The sequence below is a fragment of the Bacillus sp. TH19 genome (assembly GCF_016651075.1).
Lineage (GTDB): Bacteria > Bacillota > Bacilli > Bacillales > Bacillaceae_G > Bacillus_A > Bacillus_A mycoides.
In genome coordinates this window covers 213,969-233,758 of the sequence record NZ_JAEKEO010000007.1, presented here as the reverse complement: position 1 = coordinate 233,758, position 19,790 = coordinate 213,969, and the positions used below count along the sequence as shown (strand labels likewise).

Annotated in this window: 18 protein-coding genes and 1 pseudogene; 8 read left to right on the top strand and 11 right to left on the bottom strand. The window is 33.1% G+C overall.

Going from position 1 to position 19,790, the window contains the following annotated elements:
* Nucleotides 1-73: 73 nt before the first annotated feature.
* On the top strand, nt 74-898 hold the full coding sequence (gene pdxK / locus JFU54_RS04910; RefSeq protein WP_201063835.1) for a pyridoxine/pyridoxal/pyridoxamine kinase: 825 nt from the start codon (nt 74-76) through the stop codon (nt 896-898).
* 111 nt (nt 899-1,009) lie between these two features.
* Here the strand turns inward: pdxK and JFU54_RS04905 are convergent, their stop codons facing one another.
* The 8 genes from JFU54_RS04905 to JFU54_RS04870 form a co-directional block, all read right to left on the bottom strand.
* Nucleotides 1,010-2,065, bottom strand: coding sequence for a diguanylate cyclase (locus tag JFU54_RS04905; RefSeq protein WP_201063834.1), 1,056 nt, complete (start codon nt 2,063-2,065; stop codon nt 1,010-1,012).
* 145 nt (nt 2,066-2,210) lie between these two features.
* Entirely contained in the window at nt 2,211-2,414 is a 204-nt protein-coding gene (locus JFU54_RS04900; RefSeq protein WP_002130134.1) for a YbdD/YjiX family protein, read from the bottom strand.
* Complete coding sequence (gene cstA / locus JFU54_RS04895) at nt 2,407-4,482, bottom strand: carbon starvation CstA family protein (protein ID WP_201063832.1); 2,076 nt, start codon at nt 4,480-4,482, stop codon at nt 2,407-2,409. Before cstA ends, JFU54_RS04900 begins: the two co-directional genes overlap by 8 nt.
* Before the next feature lie 122 nt (nt 4,483-4,604).
* A complete protein-coding gene (locus JFU54_RS04890) occupies nt 4,605-5,321 on the bottom strand; it encodes a LytR/AlgR family response regulator transcription factor (protein WP_201063830.1) in 717 nt (238 codons plus the stop codon).
* 208 nt (nt 5,322-5,529) lie between these two features.
* Nucleotides 5,530-6,729 (bottom strand): MFS transporter, encoded by a 1,200-nt coding sequence (locus JFU54_RS04885; protein ID WP_002016404.1) that lies wholly within the window; start codon nt 6,727-6,729, stop codon nt 5,530-5,532.
* Nucleotides 6,730-6,883: 154 nt separating this feature from the next.
* Entirely contained in the window at nt 6,884-7,624 is a 741-nt protein-coding gene (locus JFU54_RS04880) for a WecB/TagA/CpsF family glycosyltransferase (RefSeq protein WP_002016406.1), read from the bottom strand.
* Nucleotides 7,625-7,645: 21 nt separating this feature from the next.
* The gene (locus JFU54_RS04875) at nt 7,646-8,755 is read right to left on the bottom strand and encodes a glycosyltransferase family 4 protein (RefSeq protein ID WP_201063829.1); all 1,110 of its coding nucleotides are present in this window, start codon (nt 8,753-8,755) and stop codon (nt 7,646-7,648) included.
* A gap of 95 nt (nt 8,756-8,850) precedes the next feature.
* Entirely contained in the window at nt 8,851-10,302 is a 1,452-nt protein-coding gene (locus JFU54_RS04870; protein ID WP_012262070.1) for an O-antigen ligase family protein, read from the bottom strand.
* Between the two features lie 495 nt (nt 10,303-10,797).
* Here JFU54_RS04870 and JFU54_RS04865 point away from each other — a divergent pair, with 495 nt between their 5' ends.
* The 3 genes and pseudogenes from JFU54_RS04865 to JFU54_RS30350 all read left to right on the top strand — a co-directional run bounded on the left by JFU54_RS04865 (nt 10,798) and on the right by JFU54_RS30350 (nt 12,853).
* Nucleotides 10,798-11,430, top strand: coding sequence for a trimeric intracellular cation channel family protein (locus JFU54_RS04865; protein ID WP_002016412.1), 633 nt, complete (start codon nt 10,798-10,800; stop codon nt 11,428-11,430).
* 124 nt (nt 11,431-11,554) lie between these two features.
* Nucleotides 11,555-12,052 (top strand): annotated as a pseudogene (locus JFU54_RS30355) (protoglobin family protein); the annotation flags it as partial.
* Between the two features lie 99 nt (nt 12,053-12,151).
* Nucleotides 12,152-12,853 (top strand): methyl-accepting chemotaxis protein, encoded by a 702-nt coding sequence (locus JFU54_RS30350; RefSeq protein ID WP_002184479.1) that lies wholly within the window; start codon nt 12,152-12,154, stop codon nt 12,851-12,853.
* Nucleotides 12,854-12,944: 91 nt separating this feature from the next.
* On the opposite strand, the gene JFU54_RS04855 is transcribed toward JFU54_RS30350, so the two are convergent.
* Nucleotides 12,945-14,258 (bottom strand): ArnT family glycosyltransferase, encoded by a 1,314-nt coding sequence (locus JFU54_RS04855; protein WP_201063826.1) that lies wholly within the window; start codon nt 14,256-14,258, stop codon nt 12,945-12,947.
* A 366-nt stretch (nt 14,259-14,624) separates the two neighbouring features.
* On the opposite strand from JFU54_RS04855, the gene JFU54_RS04850 reads away from it, so the two are divergent.
* The 4 genes from JFU54_RS04850 (at nt 14,625) to JFU54_RS04835 (ending at nt 18,309) form a co-directional block, all read left to right on the top strand.
* Entirely contained in the window at nt 14,625-15,137 is a 513-nt protein-coding gene (locus JFU54_RS04850) for an acyl-CoA thioesterase (protein ID WP_000412118.1), read from the top strand.
* A 218-nt stretch (nt 15,138-15,355) separates the two neighbouring features.
* The gene (locus tag JFU54_RS04845; protein ID WP_002143936.1) at nt 15,356-16,084 is read left to right on the top strand and encodes a glycosyltransferase family 2 protein; all 729 of its coding nucleotides are present in this window, start codon (nt 15,356-15,358) and stop codon (nt 16,082-16,084) included.
* A gap of 6 nt (nt 16,085-16,090) precedes the next feature.
* Nucleotides 16,091-16,435 (top strand): DUF2304 domain-containing protein, encoded by a 345-nt coding sequence (locus tag JFU54_RS04840; protein WP_063219260.1) that lies wholly within the window; start codon nt 16,091-16,093, stop codon nt 16,433-16,435.
* Between the two features lie 419 nt (nt 16,436-16,854).
* The gene (locus tag JFU54_RS04835; RefSeq protein WP_012262074.1) at nt 16,855-18,309 is read left to right on the top strand and encodes an oligosaccharide flippase family protein; all 1,455 of its coding nucleotides are present in this window, start codon (nt 16,855-16,857) and stop codon (nt 18,307-18,309) included.
* Between the two features lie 115 nt (nt 18,310-18,424).
* Here JFU54_RS04835 and JFU54_RS04830 read toward each other — a convergent pair whose 3' ends face one another.
* Both JFU54_RS04830 and JFU54_RS04825 read right to left on the bottom strand, forming a co-directional pair.
* Nucleotides 18,425-19,390: a glycosyltransferase family 2 protein gene (locus JFU54_RS04830; protein WP_012262075.1), complete on the bottom strand. Its 966-nt coding sequence runs from the start codon at nt 19,388-19,390 to the stop codon at nt 18,425-18,427.
* A gap of 62 nt (nt 19,391-19,452) precedes the next feature.
* Nucleotides 19,453-19,635: a hypothetical protein gene (locus JFU54_RS04825; RefSeq protein WP_201063824.1), complete on the bottom strand. Its 183-nt coding sequence runs from the start codon at nt 19,633-19,635 to the stop codon at nt 19,453-19,455.
* Nucleotides 19,636-19,790: the final 155 nt, after the last annotated feature.

Sequence of the window (19,790 nt, the reverse complement as noted above, 5' to 3'; positions counted from 1 at the left end):
TTGTACTTATTCGTAACATTGATATAATGGTGAAAACATAGTTTTCATTATATCACTTGAGGGGGCTTTCATAATGACATTGAATAAGGCACTTACTATCGCTGGTTCTGACACAAGTGGCGGTGCTGGTATACAAGCAGATTTAAAAACATTCCAAGAACTTGGTGTATACGGAATGACATCTCTTACGACAATCGTAACGATGGATCCACATAACGGTTGGGCACATAACGTATTCCCAATCCCAGCTTCTACATTAAAACCACAATTAGAAACGACAATTGAAGGCGTTGGCGTAGATGCTTTAAAAACGGGTATGCTTGGATCATTAGAAATTATCGAAATGGTTGCGGAAACAATTGAAAAGCACAATTTCGAAAATGTAGTAGTTGATCCTGTTATGGTATGTAAAGGAGCGGATGAAGCGTTACATCCTGAAACAAATGACTGCTTACGTGACGTTCTTGTTCCGAAGGCATTAGTCGTAACGCCAAACTTATTTGAAGCATATCAATTAAGTGGTGTGAAAATTAATTCTCTTGAGGACATGAAAGAAGCTGCAAAAAAAATCCATGCTTTAGGCGCTAAATATGTACTGATTAAAGGTGGTAGCAAACTAGGTACAGAAACTGCTATTGATGTGTTATATGACGGCGAAACATTCGATCTTCTAGAATCAGAAAAGATTGATACGACAAATACACACGGTGCAGGTTGTACATATTCTGCTGCAATTACAGCAGAACTTGCAAAAGGAAAAACGGTGAAAGAAGCAGTAAAAACTGCGAAAGAATTCATCACAGCTGCAATTCGTCATTCATTTAAGATTAACGAATATGTAGGACCAACACATCACGGTGCATACCGCAAATTCGTTGCACCGAAAGAACTTGTCTAACATAAAGCTTTTTATTAATAAATTTAAAAATAGATTAAAACCCACAGAACATTTATTGTTCTGTGGGTTTTAATTACTTTACAGAAATGTTTTAAAGTACTCCCCAAATTCCTATGATGCTGAACTAACCTTGTTTCTACCATTTCTTTTTGAATAATATAACGCATCATCCGCTGATTGAATAAATTGCTCAGGTGATTTTTTATATTCTGAAAGCCCAACAGAAACTGTAATTTTAATTTTTTCCCCATTTTGCAGTTGAAATGAATGCTTTTCAACTGCTAGTCGAATTTGTTCCCCTATACGAGTTCCAAATGCTATCATTTTTTTCGGTAACAACAGAGCAAACTCTTCGCCACCCTTTCGAAAGACTAAATTTGGGAATGGTGTATTTTCTAACAAAATACGCCCTAGTTGTTTTAACACTTCATCTCCAGCAGGATGACCGTACGTATCATTTACATACTTAAAATGATCAATATCTATAAGCAATAAACAAAGTGAATCATTCTTCATATGTTTGTTACCAATATGACGATTCATCTCTAAATCAAACTGTCTTACATTTCCTAGATTCGTTAATGCATCTATCGTTGCATAATGCCTCATCGTTTGAAATAATTCATTGGATTGCAATACGTAACTTGCACTTACAAATGTGATGTATCCTGCAACAATACTACAAACAAAATATAATACCACTACAGATACATCCTTAAATAAAATAGACAGTGGTAATATTAAAATAGACAAGCTATACACATTAAGCCATATCCACTTTGTAAATATAGAAATTTTCATCCGCCAAATGAAGACAATACCAATTCCGGTTACTATGATGGTATAGCAAGCCAATTCAGAGGCTAAAGAGTAATCAGTAAAAAGTAGCCGAGTTATTAAAATGATAGCAACTGTTATACTACTGGCTATCGGCCCCCCAATTATAACTGCCAAAATAACTGCCAAGTAACGTAAATCCAACAGACTATCTTCAATATGTACACCAAAATGCATTAATAATACACCTAATATCCCAGTAAAAATACCTACTACACATTTTTGCCAAACAGCGAATCCCTCTTTTAACGGCTTATCTCTTAAAAGCTGACCACCTACAAAGATAAAGGAAAGAATAATTGTCATATTTACAAATAGATCTCTGAACATAAAATAATCTCCCTACTTTTTCTTTTCCATCTATCCCTTTCCATATGTTATTGTATTACGAAATCCCTATAATTCCCAAACTTTTTTATTTTGTTGTTCCACGTGGAACAACAAAATAAAAAGGGACGAAATTTCGCCCCTTCCATTAACAACATCGTGATATTTTTCCGCCTTTTGCATTAAATCTAGCTTCTTGTGCCTCAGCAAAAAATTGCTTTTGACATAAAATTTTCTCTTCTGGATGATTTATTTTCATGTGATTTACATACGTTTCATAACTTGGAACTCCGACAAGTAAACTAATAAATTGCTTTCTCTTTCCCCATACGTTCCGTAAATTTTTAAGCATAGTTCCTCGACTCACTTTCATCTTTTGGAATATATGGTGCCTCTTTTAATGGCATTGGCTTATTTCTTAATACTTGAATCCAAATTCGAATTGCAGAAATTAATACAGCAATTACAACTATCATAAAAATTCCACAAAGTGCCGCATCAATATAGTCATTAAAAATAATTTTTTTCATTTGCGCAACATTTTTAGCTGGAGCTAATATCTTACCATCATCTAATGCTCCCTGAAATACTTTCGCATGTGATAGAAATCCTATTTTAGGATTTTCATGAAATAACTTTTGATAACCAGCTGTCATCGTTACAATAAGTAATCCTATAGTCGGAATAAGCGTTACCCAAACGTATGCCTTTTTCCCCATTTTGAATAAAATTGTCGTTCCAAGTAATAGTGCAATCCCCGCTAACATTTGATTTGCAATACCGAAAAGTGGCCATAGCGTATTAATTCCACCGAGAGGGTCAACCACCCCTTGATATAAGAAGTACCCCCAGCCTAATACACATAACGTTGTAGCAACCACATTCGCTATTGTGGAATCTGTTTTCGCAAACGGCTTGTACACATGCCCTAAAATATCTTGAATCATAAATCGTCCTACACGTGTTCCAGCATCAATCGTTGTTAAAATAAATAGTGCTTCAAAAAGAATGGCAAAATGGTACCAAAATGCCATCATCGCCGTTCCACCTATTACTTGTGAAAATATATGTGCCATACCAATTGCTAATGTTGGTGCGCCACCTGTACGTGATAAAATGGTCTGTTCTCCGACGTTAACAGCAAGTTCTTTTAATTCATTCGGTGTAATAGCAAATCCCCACGAAGAAATAACTTGAGCCGCTTGTGATACATCTGTTCCGATCAGTGCTGCTGGACTATTAATTGCAAAATAAGTTCCTGGTGTTAATACACAAGCTGCAATCATAGCCATCGCCGCTACAAATGATTCCATTAACATTGCCCCATAACCAATTGGCTGTGCATGACCTTCTTGCTCAATCATTTTCGGCGTCGTACCTGATGAAACGAGAGCGTGGAATCCAGAGACAGCACCGCAAGCTATTGTAATAAATAAGAACGGAAATAAATTCCCGGAGAAGACAGGGCCTGTTCCATCAATAAACTTAGATACTGCCGGCATCTTCAAATCTGGAGCTACAATTAAAATACCAATTGCTAATCCAAGTATCGTTCCTATTTTTAAAAATGTACTTAAATAATCACGTGGTGCAAGGAGCATCCAAACTGGTAATGCCGATGCAATGAATCCATATACGATAAGCATAATAGCAATTGTTTCACCACTAAAAGTAAACATACTTGCAAGTGTTGGATTTTCTGCTACATACTGTCCACCAATGAGCGATAGGACTAGTAGAACAATACCGATTACTGATCCTTCCCCTACTCGCCCTGGTCTAATGTAACGCATGTAAACTCCCATTAAAATAGCAATTGGAATTGTTGCTGCGATTGTAAACATTCCCCATGGGCTTCCAACAAGTGCCTTCACAACTACTAAAGCTAATACTGCTAATAAAATTATCATAATACCTAAAATACCAATCATCGCAATTAATCCTGTAACAGGACCAATTTCATCTTTAATCATTTCTCCTAATGATTTACCATTACGTCTCATTGAAGCAAATAAAATTACAAAATCTTGTACAGCTCCGGCAATAACTACCCCAACAATAATCCAAATAGTCCCAGGTAAATACCCCATCTGCGCCGCCAAAATTGGTCCTACTAAAGGACCTGCCCCTGCAATCGCAGCGAAGTGATGTCCGAATAAAACCCATTTATTTGTTGGAACATAATCCTTCCCATCATTTAACGTATGAGCAGGCGTTTGCCTATTATTATCTAGGCCAAAAACTTTCCTTGCTATAAATCTACTATAAAAGCGATAAGCAATCGCATACACTGATACAGCAGCAACTAATAGCCATACAGCATTAATTGTCTCACCTTGTGATAAAGCTATTACACCAAAAGCAGATGCTCCTACCGCTGCAATAACTCCCCAAAGTAAAATTGATTTCAATGTTTTCACGTACAATCCCCCCATTACTACTTCTTAGAGGAGATTGTACTAAATTTTCTGAATATTTAATTTAAATCCTCCTTATCATGAAGGATTTCTAGGCTATTATGTTAAAATTCTCTCATTACTTGTCATAGCTCAATTTTATTTCGAAGCCGTTTTACATAATTACGGCTTACTGGAATCGGTTGCTCATCGTACCTGTCTAAATGCAAATTATACGTGCCATTATAATAAGGTTTAAGTTCTTGTACATATGACATATTAATTAAATAGCTTTTATGTACACGTAAAAAATCATATGCATTTAGTTTATTTTCTAATTCCTGGAGTGTGTATGTTGAAATATACTGATTATTCGTTGTATAAATTGAAACGGTTTTATTTTCCTTATTTTTACTAATATATACAATATCCTTCGGGAGAATATATCTAATCCCCTCATGGCCTTCTATCGGCAGTTTACGCAGATGACTCTTTGCTTTCTCACCTTGTTCTTTTCCCATTTTATATAAAATGAATTGTAAATCTTCTTCACGAAATGGTCGTAATAAATAATAAAATGCTTGGAAACGAAAAGCTGTAATTGCCTCTTCTATATCCTCACCAATAAAAATAAATTTCGTATAACAATTCACTTCTCGTAACAAACTCGAATATTCAAAACCAGTACCATCCATTAATTGCGAATTTAAAAAAACAAAATCAGGTGTATGTTTTTTCATTATTAGCAAAGATTCTGTTCCAGTTTTCGCTTCAAAACATTCTACATTTCGAATGTTTTCAGTAAAGTTCTCAACTAATTTTCTTCGCTCTTCTGTTTCTTCCATGATAAGTAAGATTTTCATTTATCCAGCCACCTAATTCCTTTGTCCATATGTCTTGTTGTATACATTCGCTTTAGTAAGAAACATTCCCTTTTTCTTACTATACCATTATTTATCTAAAAAAACAGAAAAAAGGAAACCACTTTGGTTCCCCTTTTCTTTTATCCCGATTGGTGCGGGCTAATAATCAGTGGTTGATGGACAAAACACCACTGATTAAGGTTTCTCTTTATACTAATTCCCTCTGTTTCGTTTCTTGACCAAGTATAACTACAGCAAGTGCCCCAATTAAAATTGATCCACAGAAAATCGTAAATATTAGCGATAGTGAGGCTTGTGAAGCAACTAAATACCCTACTAATAGTGGTCCAAGAATACCACCAATACGCCCAAATGCAGCTGCCATTCCTGCACCTGTACCGCGAATAGTTGTTGGATACTGTTCCGGTGTATAAGCGTATAATGCACCCCAAGCACCTAAATTAAAGAAGGATAGTAACATACCCGCCACTATTAATGCTGTTAATGAATCCGCAATTCCGAACACATAAGCACTACATGCTGTACCAATTAAATACGTAACCAATACAAATTTACGACCAAGACGTTCAATAAACCATGCAGCTGTGAAATATCCTGGGAGTTGAGCTAAAGTCATAATGAGTACGTACTGAAAACTTTTTATTAAACTAAAGCCTTTTAGTACCATTACACTAGGTAACCAAAGGAACATTCCATAATAGGAAAAGACCACACAAAACCATAGAATCCATAACATAATTGTTGCTTTACGATATTCTCCAGACCAAACCGATTTTATATTTTCAATAACAGATGGCCTTTTTGCAACCTTTTGGAACCTTGGAGAATCGGGTAAATTCCATCTTAAATATAAAGCATATAACGCTGGAACTGCACTTAATACCATAGCAACTTCCCAACCGTATTTAGGAATAACAAAATATGAGATAAGAGCTGCGATTAACCAACCACCAGCCCAAAAGCTTTCTAATAGTACAACTATTTTTCCACGTTCGTGCGCTTCAACACTTTCTGATACAAGAGTAGATGCAACTGGAAGTTCCCCGCCAAGTCCCATACCAATTAAAAAGCGTAAAACGAGGAACATCGCGAATGTCGTCGTTAAAGCAGTTAAACCACTACCGATAGAAAATAGTAATAATGTAATAATAAAGACTGATTTCCGTCCTATTTTATCTGATAGTATCCCAAAAAGGAGCGCTCCTACTGCCATACCAATTGAATTAACGCTACCTATCCAACCCATTTCTTGAGTACTTAATCCCCAATCTTTTTGGAGTGCTACGATTACAAATGAAAGCATTCCAACATCCATTGCATCAAATAGCCAGCCAAGCCCTGCTATACCAAGTAGCTTTCGCTTCGAAATTTCTTTTACCTTGCTCACAAGAAGTCCTCCTTACACAGGTGTCTTTACACATCATTTTACATGTGTGTATTGCATAAGTAAAATACTTTCTTATAAAAATTCTCCTTCATCATTCCCACAAAGTAAAATGTTTATCAAAAATAAACAAATAAAAAAAAGTAGCGATGTTCCGCTACTTTTTTGAACGCATTACTTCTTTTAAAAATTCAGCTAATACTAACTGACGACGCCAACGTGTTGGATTACTACATAATCTGTAAAACCACTCTAAATGAATAGATTGAATCCATTTTGGCGCACGCTTTACCTCTCCAGCCCACACATCTAAACTACCGCCTACTCCAACAGCCATTTTCGTTTCTAAACGATGCTTATTGTTTTGGATAAAGTTTTCTTGTCTTGGAAAGCCAAGTGCAACAAGTAATAGATCTGGTTTTGCCTCTTGAATACGTGAAACAATATTCTCTTCTTCTTCTTGTTTAAAATATCCATCTTGTATCCCCACGATAGATGCAGCCGAATATGTCTTCGTTAAATGATCAGCCGCGGCTTGTACAACATGTGGTTTTGCACCTAATAAGAAAACAGATACTGGTTTATTCTCTTCTGATAACTTCGCAAATAAATTACACATTAAATCAAAACCTGCTACACGTTCTTTTACAGGTGTACCAAGCATACCACTTGCTTTTACAACCCCAATACCATCAGGTGTAATTAAATCGGTATTTAGTAATGTTTTATGGAACTCTTCATCCTTTTTTGCACACATAACAATTTCAGGATTTGCTGTTACTACCTGAAAAGTATGAGTTTGCTCCAATTCTAGTTGTTCCTTTAAATATTGGACCGTTTCATCCATTGTCATTGTAGAAAAAGGAACACCTAGAATATCAACCGTTTGTACTGCCATATTTAACTATCCTCTCTATCATTAAAGGTTTTTCGCTATTAATTGCTTATATGTTTCTTTCGTATCTTCATATAATTTTTGAAGTGAGAAGTTCATAGTAGCATGCTCATAAATATGCTTGCCCATTACTGATAACTCTCCAGTTTTCCACTTATCATACGCCTCTTCTAATGCCGATGCCAATGCTTTTCCATCACCAGTTGGTACAATCCACCCATAAGTTTCATCTGCAATTAACGGTTCAATTTCTCCAGCTCTAGTCACAATTGATGGTACACGTTGATTTGCCGCTTCTAATAAAACTAATGGAAATCCTTCGCTATGGGAAGTTAACAAATTGACATGTGATGAAGCAAATAATTGTTTCACATCTTGACGATGCCCTAAAAATTCAACTTTATCATTAATCCCTTTTTCAGTAGCTAACGCCTTTAGTTCTCTTTCTAACGGCCCGTCACCAACTAATAACACTTTAATTTTCTCCAATTTTGTTTGTTGTAACGCATCGAATAAAACTTCATGTCCTTTAACAGGATGCAAACGCGCTACTTGGATTGCCGTAAACACATCTTCATCAATATTAAACATTTCCTTTTTATTATAGCCATCTGCTTTTTCCTGATCATATTCAATCCCGTTATAGATAACATGCATCTTTTCATTTGAAATACCTAATGTGGCTAAGCTTTTTTTCAACCTATTCGTTACAACAAAAAATAAATCTATATTTTTTAAAGCTTTCAAATTTAATTTAGTAAAAATCCAGCCTTTTAAGCCTTGTTTAGTAAAGTCTTGAAATGGATCACTATGAATTGTCGTAACCCATTTTGCTGCGAATTTCTTATTCATTAGAGAAACAAAGAAATTCGCCCTAGGACCGTGTGTATGAACTACATCAAATTTTTCTTTATTAATGAATTCACTTATGTTCTTTAAAATGGATAAATCATAGCGAGATTTTTGTGAAAACACATGAACTTTTATTCCTAGCTCTCTTGCTTCTTTCGCAACAATTCCATCTTCAAATACTGCTAATTCTACTTCACCATCCGGAAACTGATCGAGCAGTGAAATAATATGTGTTTTTCCTCCACCATCTTCTGCCCCTGCATTCATATGCAATATCCTCATATTTTTTCCTCCTTTAAATCCTCGCTACATTTCCATCTATCTTTATTTTACTGTACTAAAAAATAAAAGCTAACAAAAGTTAGCTTTTATTTTTATCATTCAATTTCTAGATCTACGATTAGATAAGCTAACAACACTACAAAGTAAATCCCGACTCCTGGTGCTGTCAAAATATGTCCTGCAATATATGCAATACCTAATGCTAATACTAAGCTTGCTGTAATCATTCCATATTTTATATTAAATATCTCTTTAAATCTTGTAACAAATGCTAGTAGGATTCTTACGCCGTAATAAATAAATGGAATCATCATTAACGCAAAACCAATAATTCCGAAATCATAAAACCAATCATGGAAGTCCATTTCAATTAACTTCGGATCTGGTTGCTTTTGTTCATTATACTTAAAGTTACCTGCATAACCCATTCCTAATAATTTTTGTGACGTTGGCGCTTCTTTAAAGAATTGCTTATGTCTCTCTTCATATACTTGACGTCCGCTGAAAATAAGATTTTCTTGATTTTCTTTCTTTTGCTCTTTCTCAAGCTCTTTCTTAACTTCCGCTTCTACCTTCGCCTTTTCTTCTGGTTTCTCAACTTTATGTTGTTTTTCTTCTTTTTTAATTTTCTCTTTAATTTCTTTTTCTTTTTGACCTTGCTGCGCTACATTTTGTTCTGATAAATAGTTGTTATGAATACCCATATTTTGTGCTAATGGCGTCATTTTAAACGTTCCGACAACACCAGCTAATAGGACAATAGCGATTAATCCATTAAGTACAAGAGACCTTTTGTTTGGATTTCTTCTATCAAATAATAATTGTAGTACGATAATCCCGATTGCTGCTGCTAACGTAGCACCAATTGAGCCCATCCCTACTTTCGTACCAACTTGAATTAACGAGTAAATCATTAAAAGCGATGGAATCCAATATAAAACGTTTTTCACGCTCTTTGTTTTTTGAATAGAATATAGTACCACGATAGGGAAAATAATAGCTAAGATTGACCCTAGTTCATTACCTGCATAGAACCATCCTCGGGAACCAACTTTCATCCATTCATAACTACCGAAATCTGTACCTGTCGTAATAGAAATAACCATAACAGCACTAATAATTAATGTTGAATACATAATGTTATTTCTAACTTTATCGCTAATATTTACTGTTTTCTTTAGTGATTTTAAAGCTAAAATGTATGAACCAAGCATAATATATATATACAATGCTTTTCCAATGAATTTAACTTCTTCTGCGAGTACAATAGGACTCTTGATTAACTTGTTATTAATAAACCCTATTCCTAATGCAGCTCCTAGTAATACAAGATAAATCAAAAACTTCCTATTTTCTCTTTCTTTTGCCTGAATTAAAATATAGATACCGCCCATTGCCATAATGAGGAATCTCACCATAATTCCAACTGTCGCATTTACTTTTAATAACTCAATGCTAAGAGACGTTAATAAATCTAAAACAGGCTGTAAAATAATAAAAAAGAGCAAAAAATGCTCAAATCTAACCCTAGCTTGATTTGCTAACATTCCAAGACCTCCATACAAAATCTTCACATTATCTTTTAATCATAGTTTTCTACTGTTTAAACACACCTAGCAATTATAACATAACTCATATTTAAATTGAGAACTATTTTTCATGCCGAAACTAGTCAAGTCCAGCATTATTAGTAACCGAAAACATTGTCCTTTAGCTATCCTTCCCTCTCCCTATAAAAACTATCTAACACATATGCACTTATTTTCGACCGTACATAAATATTCCTTTATCACTTTATACAAATGTACAAATCGGACTTATCTTATTGTACCATCCCTCCAACTAAGCTACATCAAAAAACTATACTATTAATCTTTCCACACTTTTTCGCTTTACTTTATTGCTACTTATCAAGCATTTTCAAACGCTTTCTTTAGCTATTTCATCCATTTTTCTACATGTAGCGAAAAGTAATTGTTATTTCCAAAACTTTAGTGTATATTTTTTCTCTGGAACATCTTTAAGAGGAAGGAATTAAAGCCATGTTATTAATCGATATATTTACGTTTCTTGGCATTATCGCCGCTGCCATTTCTGGTACATTAGTTGGTTTAAAAAAAGATCTAGATTTATTTGGTGTCCTTTGTTTAGCTGTAGCTACTGCGCTCGGCGGCGGTATTATTCGTGATATTATGATTGGTAACCTGCCTCCTGTCGCATTTGTAAAACCCATTTACTTTTTCGTAAGTGTACTATCAGCATTATTCACATGTATGTTTTTTGAGCGCATTAATAAACTTCAAGTCGTTATTATGCTTTCTGATGCTGTTGGTTTAGGGGTATTTACAGCTATTGGTGCAAATGCAGCAATGTCACATCACGTTGACGCCTCGTTTTTAGTCGTTTCAATGGGAGTTATTACAGGTATTGGGGGCGGTATTTTACGTGACATTTGCGCTCAAGATATCCCGTATGTATTCCGAAAAGAGATATATGCAATTGCTTCTATTCTAGGAGCAGTTAGTTTCTTAATTACACATGCAATGGGGGCACACATATTAGCTTTCTATGTCTGTTTATTAATAACATTCGTTATTCGTGTAGTCACCGTAATATATAATGTACATTTCCCAGTTTTCTTTAAAACACATGCAAAAATTAATAAAGGCCATTAAGAGAATTCTACATAGAATTCTCTTAATTTATATACAATTCCATATACTATAGAGTAATTGTATATAAAAATATATAATTACATTAGAACAAAAAAATGAAAACGTTTTATAAACAGGGGGAAGAATGATGCTTGGGGTTTTTAAAAAAAATAAAACAAACACCAGTATAATTGAATTAAGCAAAGGCCAACAAATCATATTTAACGTGCCTGCTAATTCTGAACTAAAAACTCAAATGGATATGCTACATATTTCAAAGGAAGATTTACAAATTGTTAAAGTATTACAGCCATTTATTTTTGAGGAAATAGATTGGATAACAGAAAAATTCTACACCAACATCACAAAACAACCTAATTTAATTGCTGTTATTGAACGCTACAGCTCTATTCCCAAATTAAAACAAACTTTAAAGACACATATTAAAGAATTGTTCAGCGGGAATATGAATGAAGATTTTATTGAACAACGTGTTAAAATTGCAAAAAGGCACGTACAAATTGGTTTACATAGAAAATGGTATACCGCTGCTTATCAAGAATTATTCCGCTCCGTCATAAAGATTTTGCAAACGAAAATTTCAACGATAGAAGATCTTTCTTATTCTATAAACGTAATAAATAAATTATTCACATTAGAACAAGAACTTGTTATTGCAGCTTATGAATCCGAATATGAAAGAATCCAAAAAGAACATGAAAAAGAAAAAGAACTGACAACTATGACGATTACACATATTGCAACAGAACTAGCGGCAGTATCTGAAAAAACAAGCTCTTCTATTCAACAGTTAACATCTAAATCAGAAAGTATCGTAGGAATTGCAAAAACAGGTACATCATTAGCTACGACATCAGAAGAAAAGGCCAATAAAGGAAAAGAACAATTAAATCTGCAAAACAAACGAATGGAAAGCATCCAAACGAATATGGAAACTATCATTACTGATACTCATGAACTTCTTGATATTTCTAACAAAATTAACGAAATCATTGATATTGTAAAATCAATCGCCGAGCAAACAAATTTACTAGCATTAAATGCTGCTATTGAATCTGCACGTGCTGGCGAATTTGGTAAAGGTTTTTCAGTCGTAGCGGGAGAAATCCGAAAGTTATCAGAGCAAACGAAAGAATCAATTTCCAACGTTACAAAACTCGTTGAAAAAACTAATGAACAAATTATACACGTCTCTTCTTCCGTGGAACAAATAAGCTCTCTCGTATCTGAAGGGACAGATAGTATGCATGCGACAGATCAATATTTCCAAGAAATCGTAAAAGATATGTCTAACTCTAAAGAACAAAATAAAAAAATTGAAAATGAATTAGAGACTATCTCACAAGTAATGAAGAGTATTCAAGACGATTCCTCAACAATGGCCTTAACAGCGGATAATTTACAACTAGAACTAAACCGATAAGACGAATCGATATAAAGTGGAGATTCGTCATCTCCGCTTTACATTCATCCTTATCATCCATCTACAAAAAAAGAATCCAAAATGGATTCTTTTATTTTCTGAAAAATATTTTTTGGCAGTAAAAATAACTCATATAAACACCAAAGCTTTGTAAAATAAACAAAGCTGGCATAATAATATTATAATATGCCATATCTACTCGGAAGAGCCTTAACGACACGTATCCGGTAATTAATAATACAAACAACATATATCCTTCATTTTGCTGTTTCTTAATTAGAAAATGTAATAAAGCTATGGCCATAAATAATGTCACCACTATATATATAAGCTTTTCACATTTAAAAATAATAGAATTTATTCCCTCGTCTGAAAGCTGGTTAATAACTGGTTTTAACAGTTTAAATCTTTCTACTTCCATTTCTGTTAACTCTTGATCAATGTGCTCTTTTACACTTTTATTTTTGGATATTTTTTCTTCATTTTGACTTTTTCCAATTAAAACAGATTGAACATAAGTCTGATTAGAAATCGTATACTGTGACATTCCCATCATCTTGATACCATAGCTCACACCAAAATGAGTACTATAAAACAGAATAAGTATTCCCATCACTTTTAATAGTAATTTTTGTTTCGTTGCTGATTGAAATAATTCAATTAACAGCACATATACAACTATAAAAATAGGTAAAAATAACCCCATTGGGAAAATCATATTGCTAAGCGCAAATAAAATGGCTGAAATTACCCACATATAAGGATGGTCTAATCCCTTATATAAAAATATGTAACAAGCACAATAAAATAAAAATATTGCGAGTGATTCCGCCGTTAATACAGAACTTATAAATATATTTGGAATATATAAAGCGTAAAACATTGATGCAATACGACCACACTCTTCTCCAAAGACCATTGACGCAATGCGATAAATGAAAAATGCAGTTCCTGTACAAAATAAAATATTAAATAATTGTAAAGCGAATACCGTATCACCAAATATACGAATGATGATCGATTCATAAATAATAAAAGGTAACTGTGCTATATTTTCTATATTATTGCCAATTGCAATCTGCTTTGCAGACTCATACATAGCTTTCATATCACCTATCATTGGAACATCTACAAATAGAACTGTGATAAGTCTTACAACTGTAGATATGCTTATAAGAAAAACAAGAAATTGTTTATCTGTAAAACGATATTGCAAAATTGATGCTACTAACAAAATAAGAATAACAAAAATCACTAATACAATTGTTATACTTGTTGTACTTCCTCCAAAAAATTGCTTACTTGTTTCAAAAGCCGACCAACAACTATAGGCAAAAAATGCGAGCATCGCACCAATCATTATTTTACTGAAGAAAGACGAAAAATTTGTTCTTATATGATTCATATGTCCATTGCACCTCTATTTCCATTCATAACAAAACGATTCTATCATGAATAAGCACAAGGTTAATAGGGAATTTCTATGACAAATACATAGTCATTACTTTTTCACTTGCAATGTAAGCGAATCCTCTTTTACACTACATTTTATATATGATAAATTTTCTTTCAGTTACATGAATACAAATACAGAAATTTCAATAAAGTGAAACTTTAATCCACGGGGGTTTTGTTCATCCCCCACTGACTATTAGCCCGCAAATAGTGGGATAATCCTCTTTTGGAACACTTTACTTCATTAAATATCTAATATGGGTACTCCACTTACACATGTCACTCTGATTGAAAACAGAAAATAGGGGATGAATATATGGAAAAGAAATTCATGCGAGAATCAAAAGCAATTAAAACAACACGTGTTTTTCCTAACGATTTAAATAATCACCAAACACTTTTCGGTGGGAAATTATTAGCAGAAATTGATAGTATAGCTTCAATTGCAGCTGCGAGACACAGCCGCAAACATTGCGTAACAGCATCTATCGATTCCGTTGATTTTTTAACTCCAATTCACCAAGCAGATTCTGTTTGTTATGAAGCATTCGTATGTTATACAGGAAAATCTTCAATGGAAGTTTTCGTAAAAGTAATTGCAGAGGATCTACTAGCAGGCGAGCGTAGAATGGCCGCAACGTGTTTCATTACATTTGTCGCATTAAAAGACGGAAAACCTTCATCTGTACCACAAGTAATCCCTGAAACAGAGGAAGAACATTGGCTACATACAACTGGTTCAGAGCGTGCAGAAAATAGAAAAAAAGGACGTTTAAAAAGTAAAGAAATGGCTGAAGTGTTAACTTTAAGTAAGCCTTGGAATATGTAACATTAGGATTTTATCTTATACATGCACAGGTTTTTTCTTCCTTGCATGTATTTTTTATTATAATAAAGTGTTACGCCTTAGCATTTTTATTCGATGCCTGTTTCCTAAAATCACCCATCAGCTTTTCCTTTATTTTGTTATACTATTAATGGTATATTAAATAATGTTCGTTTAAAAATAACCATAGTATGATTAAGTATATAAGGGATGGTGCGATAATGTCTATTGAGGTACCAATTTCAATACCAAAAACGTTAATTATTATTCCAGCGTATAACGAGGAAGAAGCAATTACAGATACATTAACAAGATTATTAGAACTAAAACAGCATTTTACAGCATTAAGCATTTGCGTTATTAATGATGGATCAAAAGATAAAACAGCTCAAATCGTAAAAGATTTCCCTGTTCATCTTGTTAATTTACCATACAATCTAGGTATCGGTTCAGCTGTACAAACTGGATATAAATACGCTTATGAGAACGGATATGATATTGCGATTCAGTTCGATGCTGATGGACAACATAATCCTGATGATTTATACAAAATCATACAGCCTATTGCCGAGGATCAATGCGATATGGTGCTTGGTTCACGTTTTACAGAAAAAACAGCATATAAAGGTAGTATTTCCCGAAGAATCGGTATTTTTTATTTTACCGCTCTATTGAAAGTACTAACAAAACAAACATTTATGGATCCAACTTCTGGGTATCGTGCTATCAATCGAGAAGTAATTAAGATTTTTGCACACAATTATCCAAAAGATTATCCGGAGCCAGAAGTCCTTATTCATTTAAAAAAGAAAAAACTTCGCATTAATGAAATATCTGTAAATATGCAAGAGCGACAAGGTGGACAATCTTCCATCACTCCCCTTAAATCTGCATATTACATGGTTAAGGTAAGCCTTGCTATATTGATGCAAAAAATCGTGAAAGGTTGATAATAAATGCATATAATTACCTTTTCATTTATCTTTATTTTATTACTATTCTTCTTAATTATTAATTCCATTCGTCGTGGGACTTTAGAAACAAAATATGCTATTTTATGGATTTTTGTTTGTGTTGCAATGGCTATTTTAAGTTCTACGGATAAAATTATAAATTGGATTGGAAAACTATTAAAAGTAGAATATCCTCCGTCCATTTTATTCTTATTCGGACTATTATTCTGTTTTATTTTAATTTTTGACCTAACGAAAAAAATCTCTAAATTACACCATCAACTTGTAACATTAACGCAAGATTATGCTTTATTAAAGCAAAAGTTAAAAATAAAGGATAAAGAGTAAGATTCATCCATTAGAACTTATCTTTCAAAAATCTAACATTAAAAAAGCCTCTTAATTTCATCTTGACAATCAAGAGGCTTTTTTATAAATTTAATCGTTTTTAAACATACATTTGTTCGCGCTCCTTACATCCTACTCGCTATTTAAACTATAGCAAGCCACTCCATGTAGCGATATAAATAACCAATAATTATATTATTGATCAAAACCTCCAGTAATAGACTTACCTTTTATCCACAGTATAAAGCTTCACACGAAATAACTACCTTTTATCCACATTATAAATAATATAAAAAGTTGATTTACAAAGTTTATATGCGGTAAACTTATACAGATGTTCTTGTTCTTACTTTTAACCTTTAAGACCGAATATTTTGGTCTATTACAAAAATAAAAAATATATTTAGAAGGGTTTTATTATGCAAAAATCAATTGCTAAAAATATTATATACAAAATTTTATTAAACGTTTTCAATGTCATACTTCCAATTCTTGTTGGCCCCTATGCTTATCGTACACTAGGTGCCTCTTCGATGGGAAAAGTGAACTTCTCTGAAACAATTTTTACTTACTTCTTTATTTTTGCTGTATTCGGCATTCATCAATATGGATTAAGAGAAATTAGTGCAATTAAAGATAATAAAAAGAAGTCTGAACAATTATTTACTAGTTTATTTATATTAAGTATCTTTACGAATTTATTAACATTTGGGGCATACTTACTATTTAGTTACTTCGGATATGCGGACAAAGGATTGTTTTATATCCTCCTTATATTCGGATTTAACTTTATTGCAAATATTTTTTATGTAGAATGGTTAAATGAAGCCTACGAAAATTTCGACTTTATTACATTGAAAACCATCATTGTAAAATTAATTTACGTCGTAATGCTCTTTATCTTTGTACAAACTTCTCAAGATTTTTATCAATTTACAGGACTATTAGTACTTTCTAATTTCTTAAACAATATTATTAGTTACGTATATATAAGGCGTACTGTAAAATTTGATTTTTCAAATATCACTATCAAAAAACATTTAAAACCATTATTATTAATTGCCATTTTTTCAAATGCACATATACTTTATACTCATTTGGATCGCTTCTTCCTTGGAGAATACGTAGGTGAAAAATATGTTTCCTTCTATGTAATGGCTTTTCAAATTATGTCTATTATTAACTTACTCATGTTAAGCGTTATACAAGTAACCTTACCAAGACTTTCTTACTTATCTGAAAGTGATGATGGAAAAGCATACGATAAATTATTAAATACAATATCTCAACTTTATTTCATTACCTTATTCCCAGCAGCAATCGGACTTATCATTGTCTCGAATTTAATTGTTGTAATCTATGGTGGAGCACAATATGCAGCCGCTGGACCTACATTGGCTATTTTTTCTGTTTATATGGTTGTGTTAGGTATTCAATCCATTCTCGGAAACCAAATTATGTATATCAAACGTAAGGAACATATACTAGTACGTGCGCTATTAGTATTTGGGGTTATAAATATTATACTTAAAGTAATACTGCTGAAGTCCAATTTATTCACACCAACGACAGCAACTTTGACAACAACAATTGCAACTCTATTGCTTGTTGCGTATATATATTTTTATATCAGAAAATCCTTAAAGGTAAACTATCGTCTATTTACGATGGCCAACTTTAAATATTTATTATACTCCCTTACATTCTTACCAATTTCTTATGTAGTTCAACTATACGTGTCAGGAACAATTCCTTTATTTCTAGCATTAGTTTTCGCAAATGGACTTGCATATACTCTATTGTTATTCCTGACAAAAGATGAAATCTTATTCATGGCTCTTTCCAAATTTACATCCAAATTAAAAAAATCTTAAAGACGTAATAAAAAGCGACGTACCATTCACTCTTGAATAGCACGTCGCTTTTCTGATTTTTAACCTTATAAAAACTATTCTCATTGTAATATATCAACATTGAGTTGCATTCCAATTACTTTTTCAGTAAACTTTTCGCAATTATACGTGTCAGAAGGCCTTTATCCATCAATGAAACAGAACAAAACTTAGGAGAAAACAGTATTTTTATATTCCATAAACCATGATGCGTTCCTTTCAGAATCATATCAAGCCATAGAAATTGAAATACTTGTTTAATATTTTGATCCTCTCTGTTGGCCTTACAATATTGTTCTTCTAATTGGCGTTTTACTTCTAGTAGTTCTTCTTTTGTTAATGTATTTCTTGCATATGGTACACGATCAAATTCAATTCCAATGCGAGATAGAGCCTCTGTAGAAATCTTTGCGGCCATAACCTCTTGATCAGAAGCATTAAGACTACTTACACTTGTTTCTGACCATCGATAATTCAATAGTGGTTCCTCTAAGTTAACTACCTTATACTTCTCACTTAGTCTCTGGAACAACTCATAATCTTCAGCATGTAAATAATTCAAATCATAGTAAATGTTATTTTCTTTTAAAAATTCCGTACGCATCATCACAGATGGATGAATCATACAGCTTCGAACATATAAACAATTTCTAATTAAATCTGGTGAACCTGAAATTTGCCACGGTTTTCGATTCTGATCTATAACCTTAACGCCAGTTCCACAAACCGCAACATCAGGGTGCTTCTCCATATACTGCAATTGAATTTCTAGACGTTTTGGATCTGCTATATCATCACAATCCATCCTAGCAATATACTCTCCTGTTGCTAAATCGATTCCTTTATTTAACGTTTTAATCAATCTTAAATTTTCTTCATTTGTCACTATTCTTATTCGTGCGTCATTATAAGAATTCAAAATCTCCATACTACTATCTGTTGATCCATCGTTTATAATCAGCAATTCAAAATTTGTAAAAGTTTGGTTTAAAATACTATCAACAGACTCTCTTAAGTATTTCTCACCATTATATACAGGCATTAGCACCGTAATTTTAGGCATCGTTGACCTCCAAAAAAAGATTTTAAATTTTTTCATATTATATAATAGATACTTTACACCATTCAAGAAAGGCTCCTCACCTTTCCATTTAAATCGAATACATCTATTTCCCATATATATAACCTGTATCCTGTAAACCACAAATATGAAATTCTTTGTATTTTTCCAGTGTATTTTCCATAATTGTCTTCACTTAGTATAACAGGTTCCCTTATTAAATATAGCATCTCTACAAATTCTTTCATCAACTTATCCAGTAACCTAATCAGTGTCAATATACTTATTTTTTATTTATTCGTTCCGGTATGTATTAACGCATTGTTCCAATTAATGAATTCCTCCTGTACACCTATAAAAACATAATAACCACGCCGATCTTCTGTATTTTATCCATAAAGAT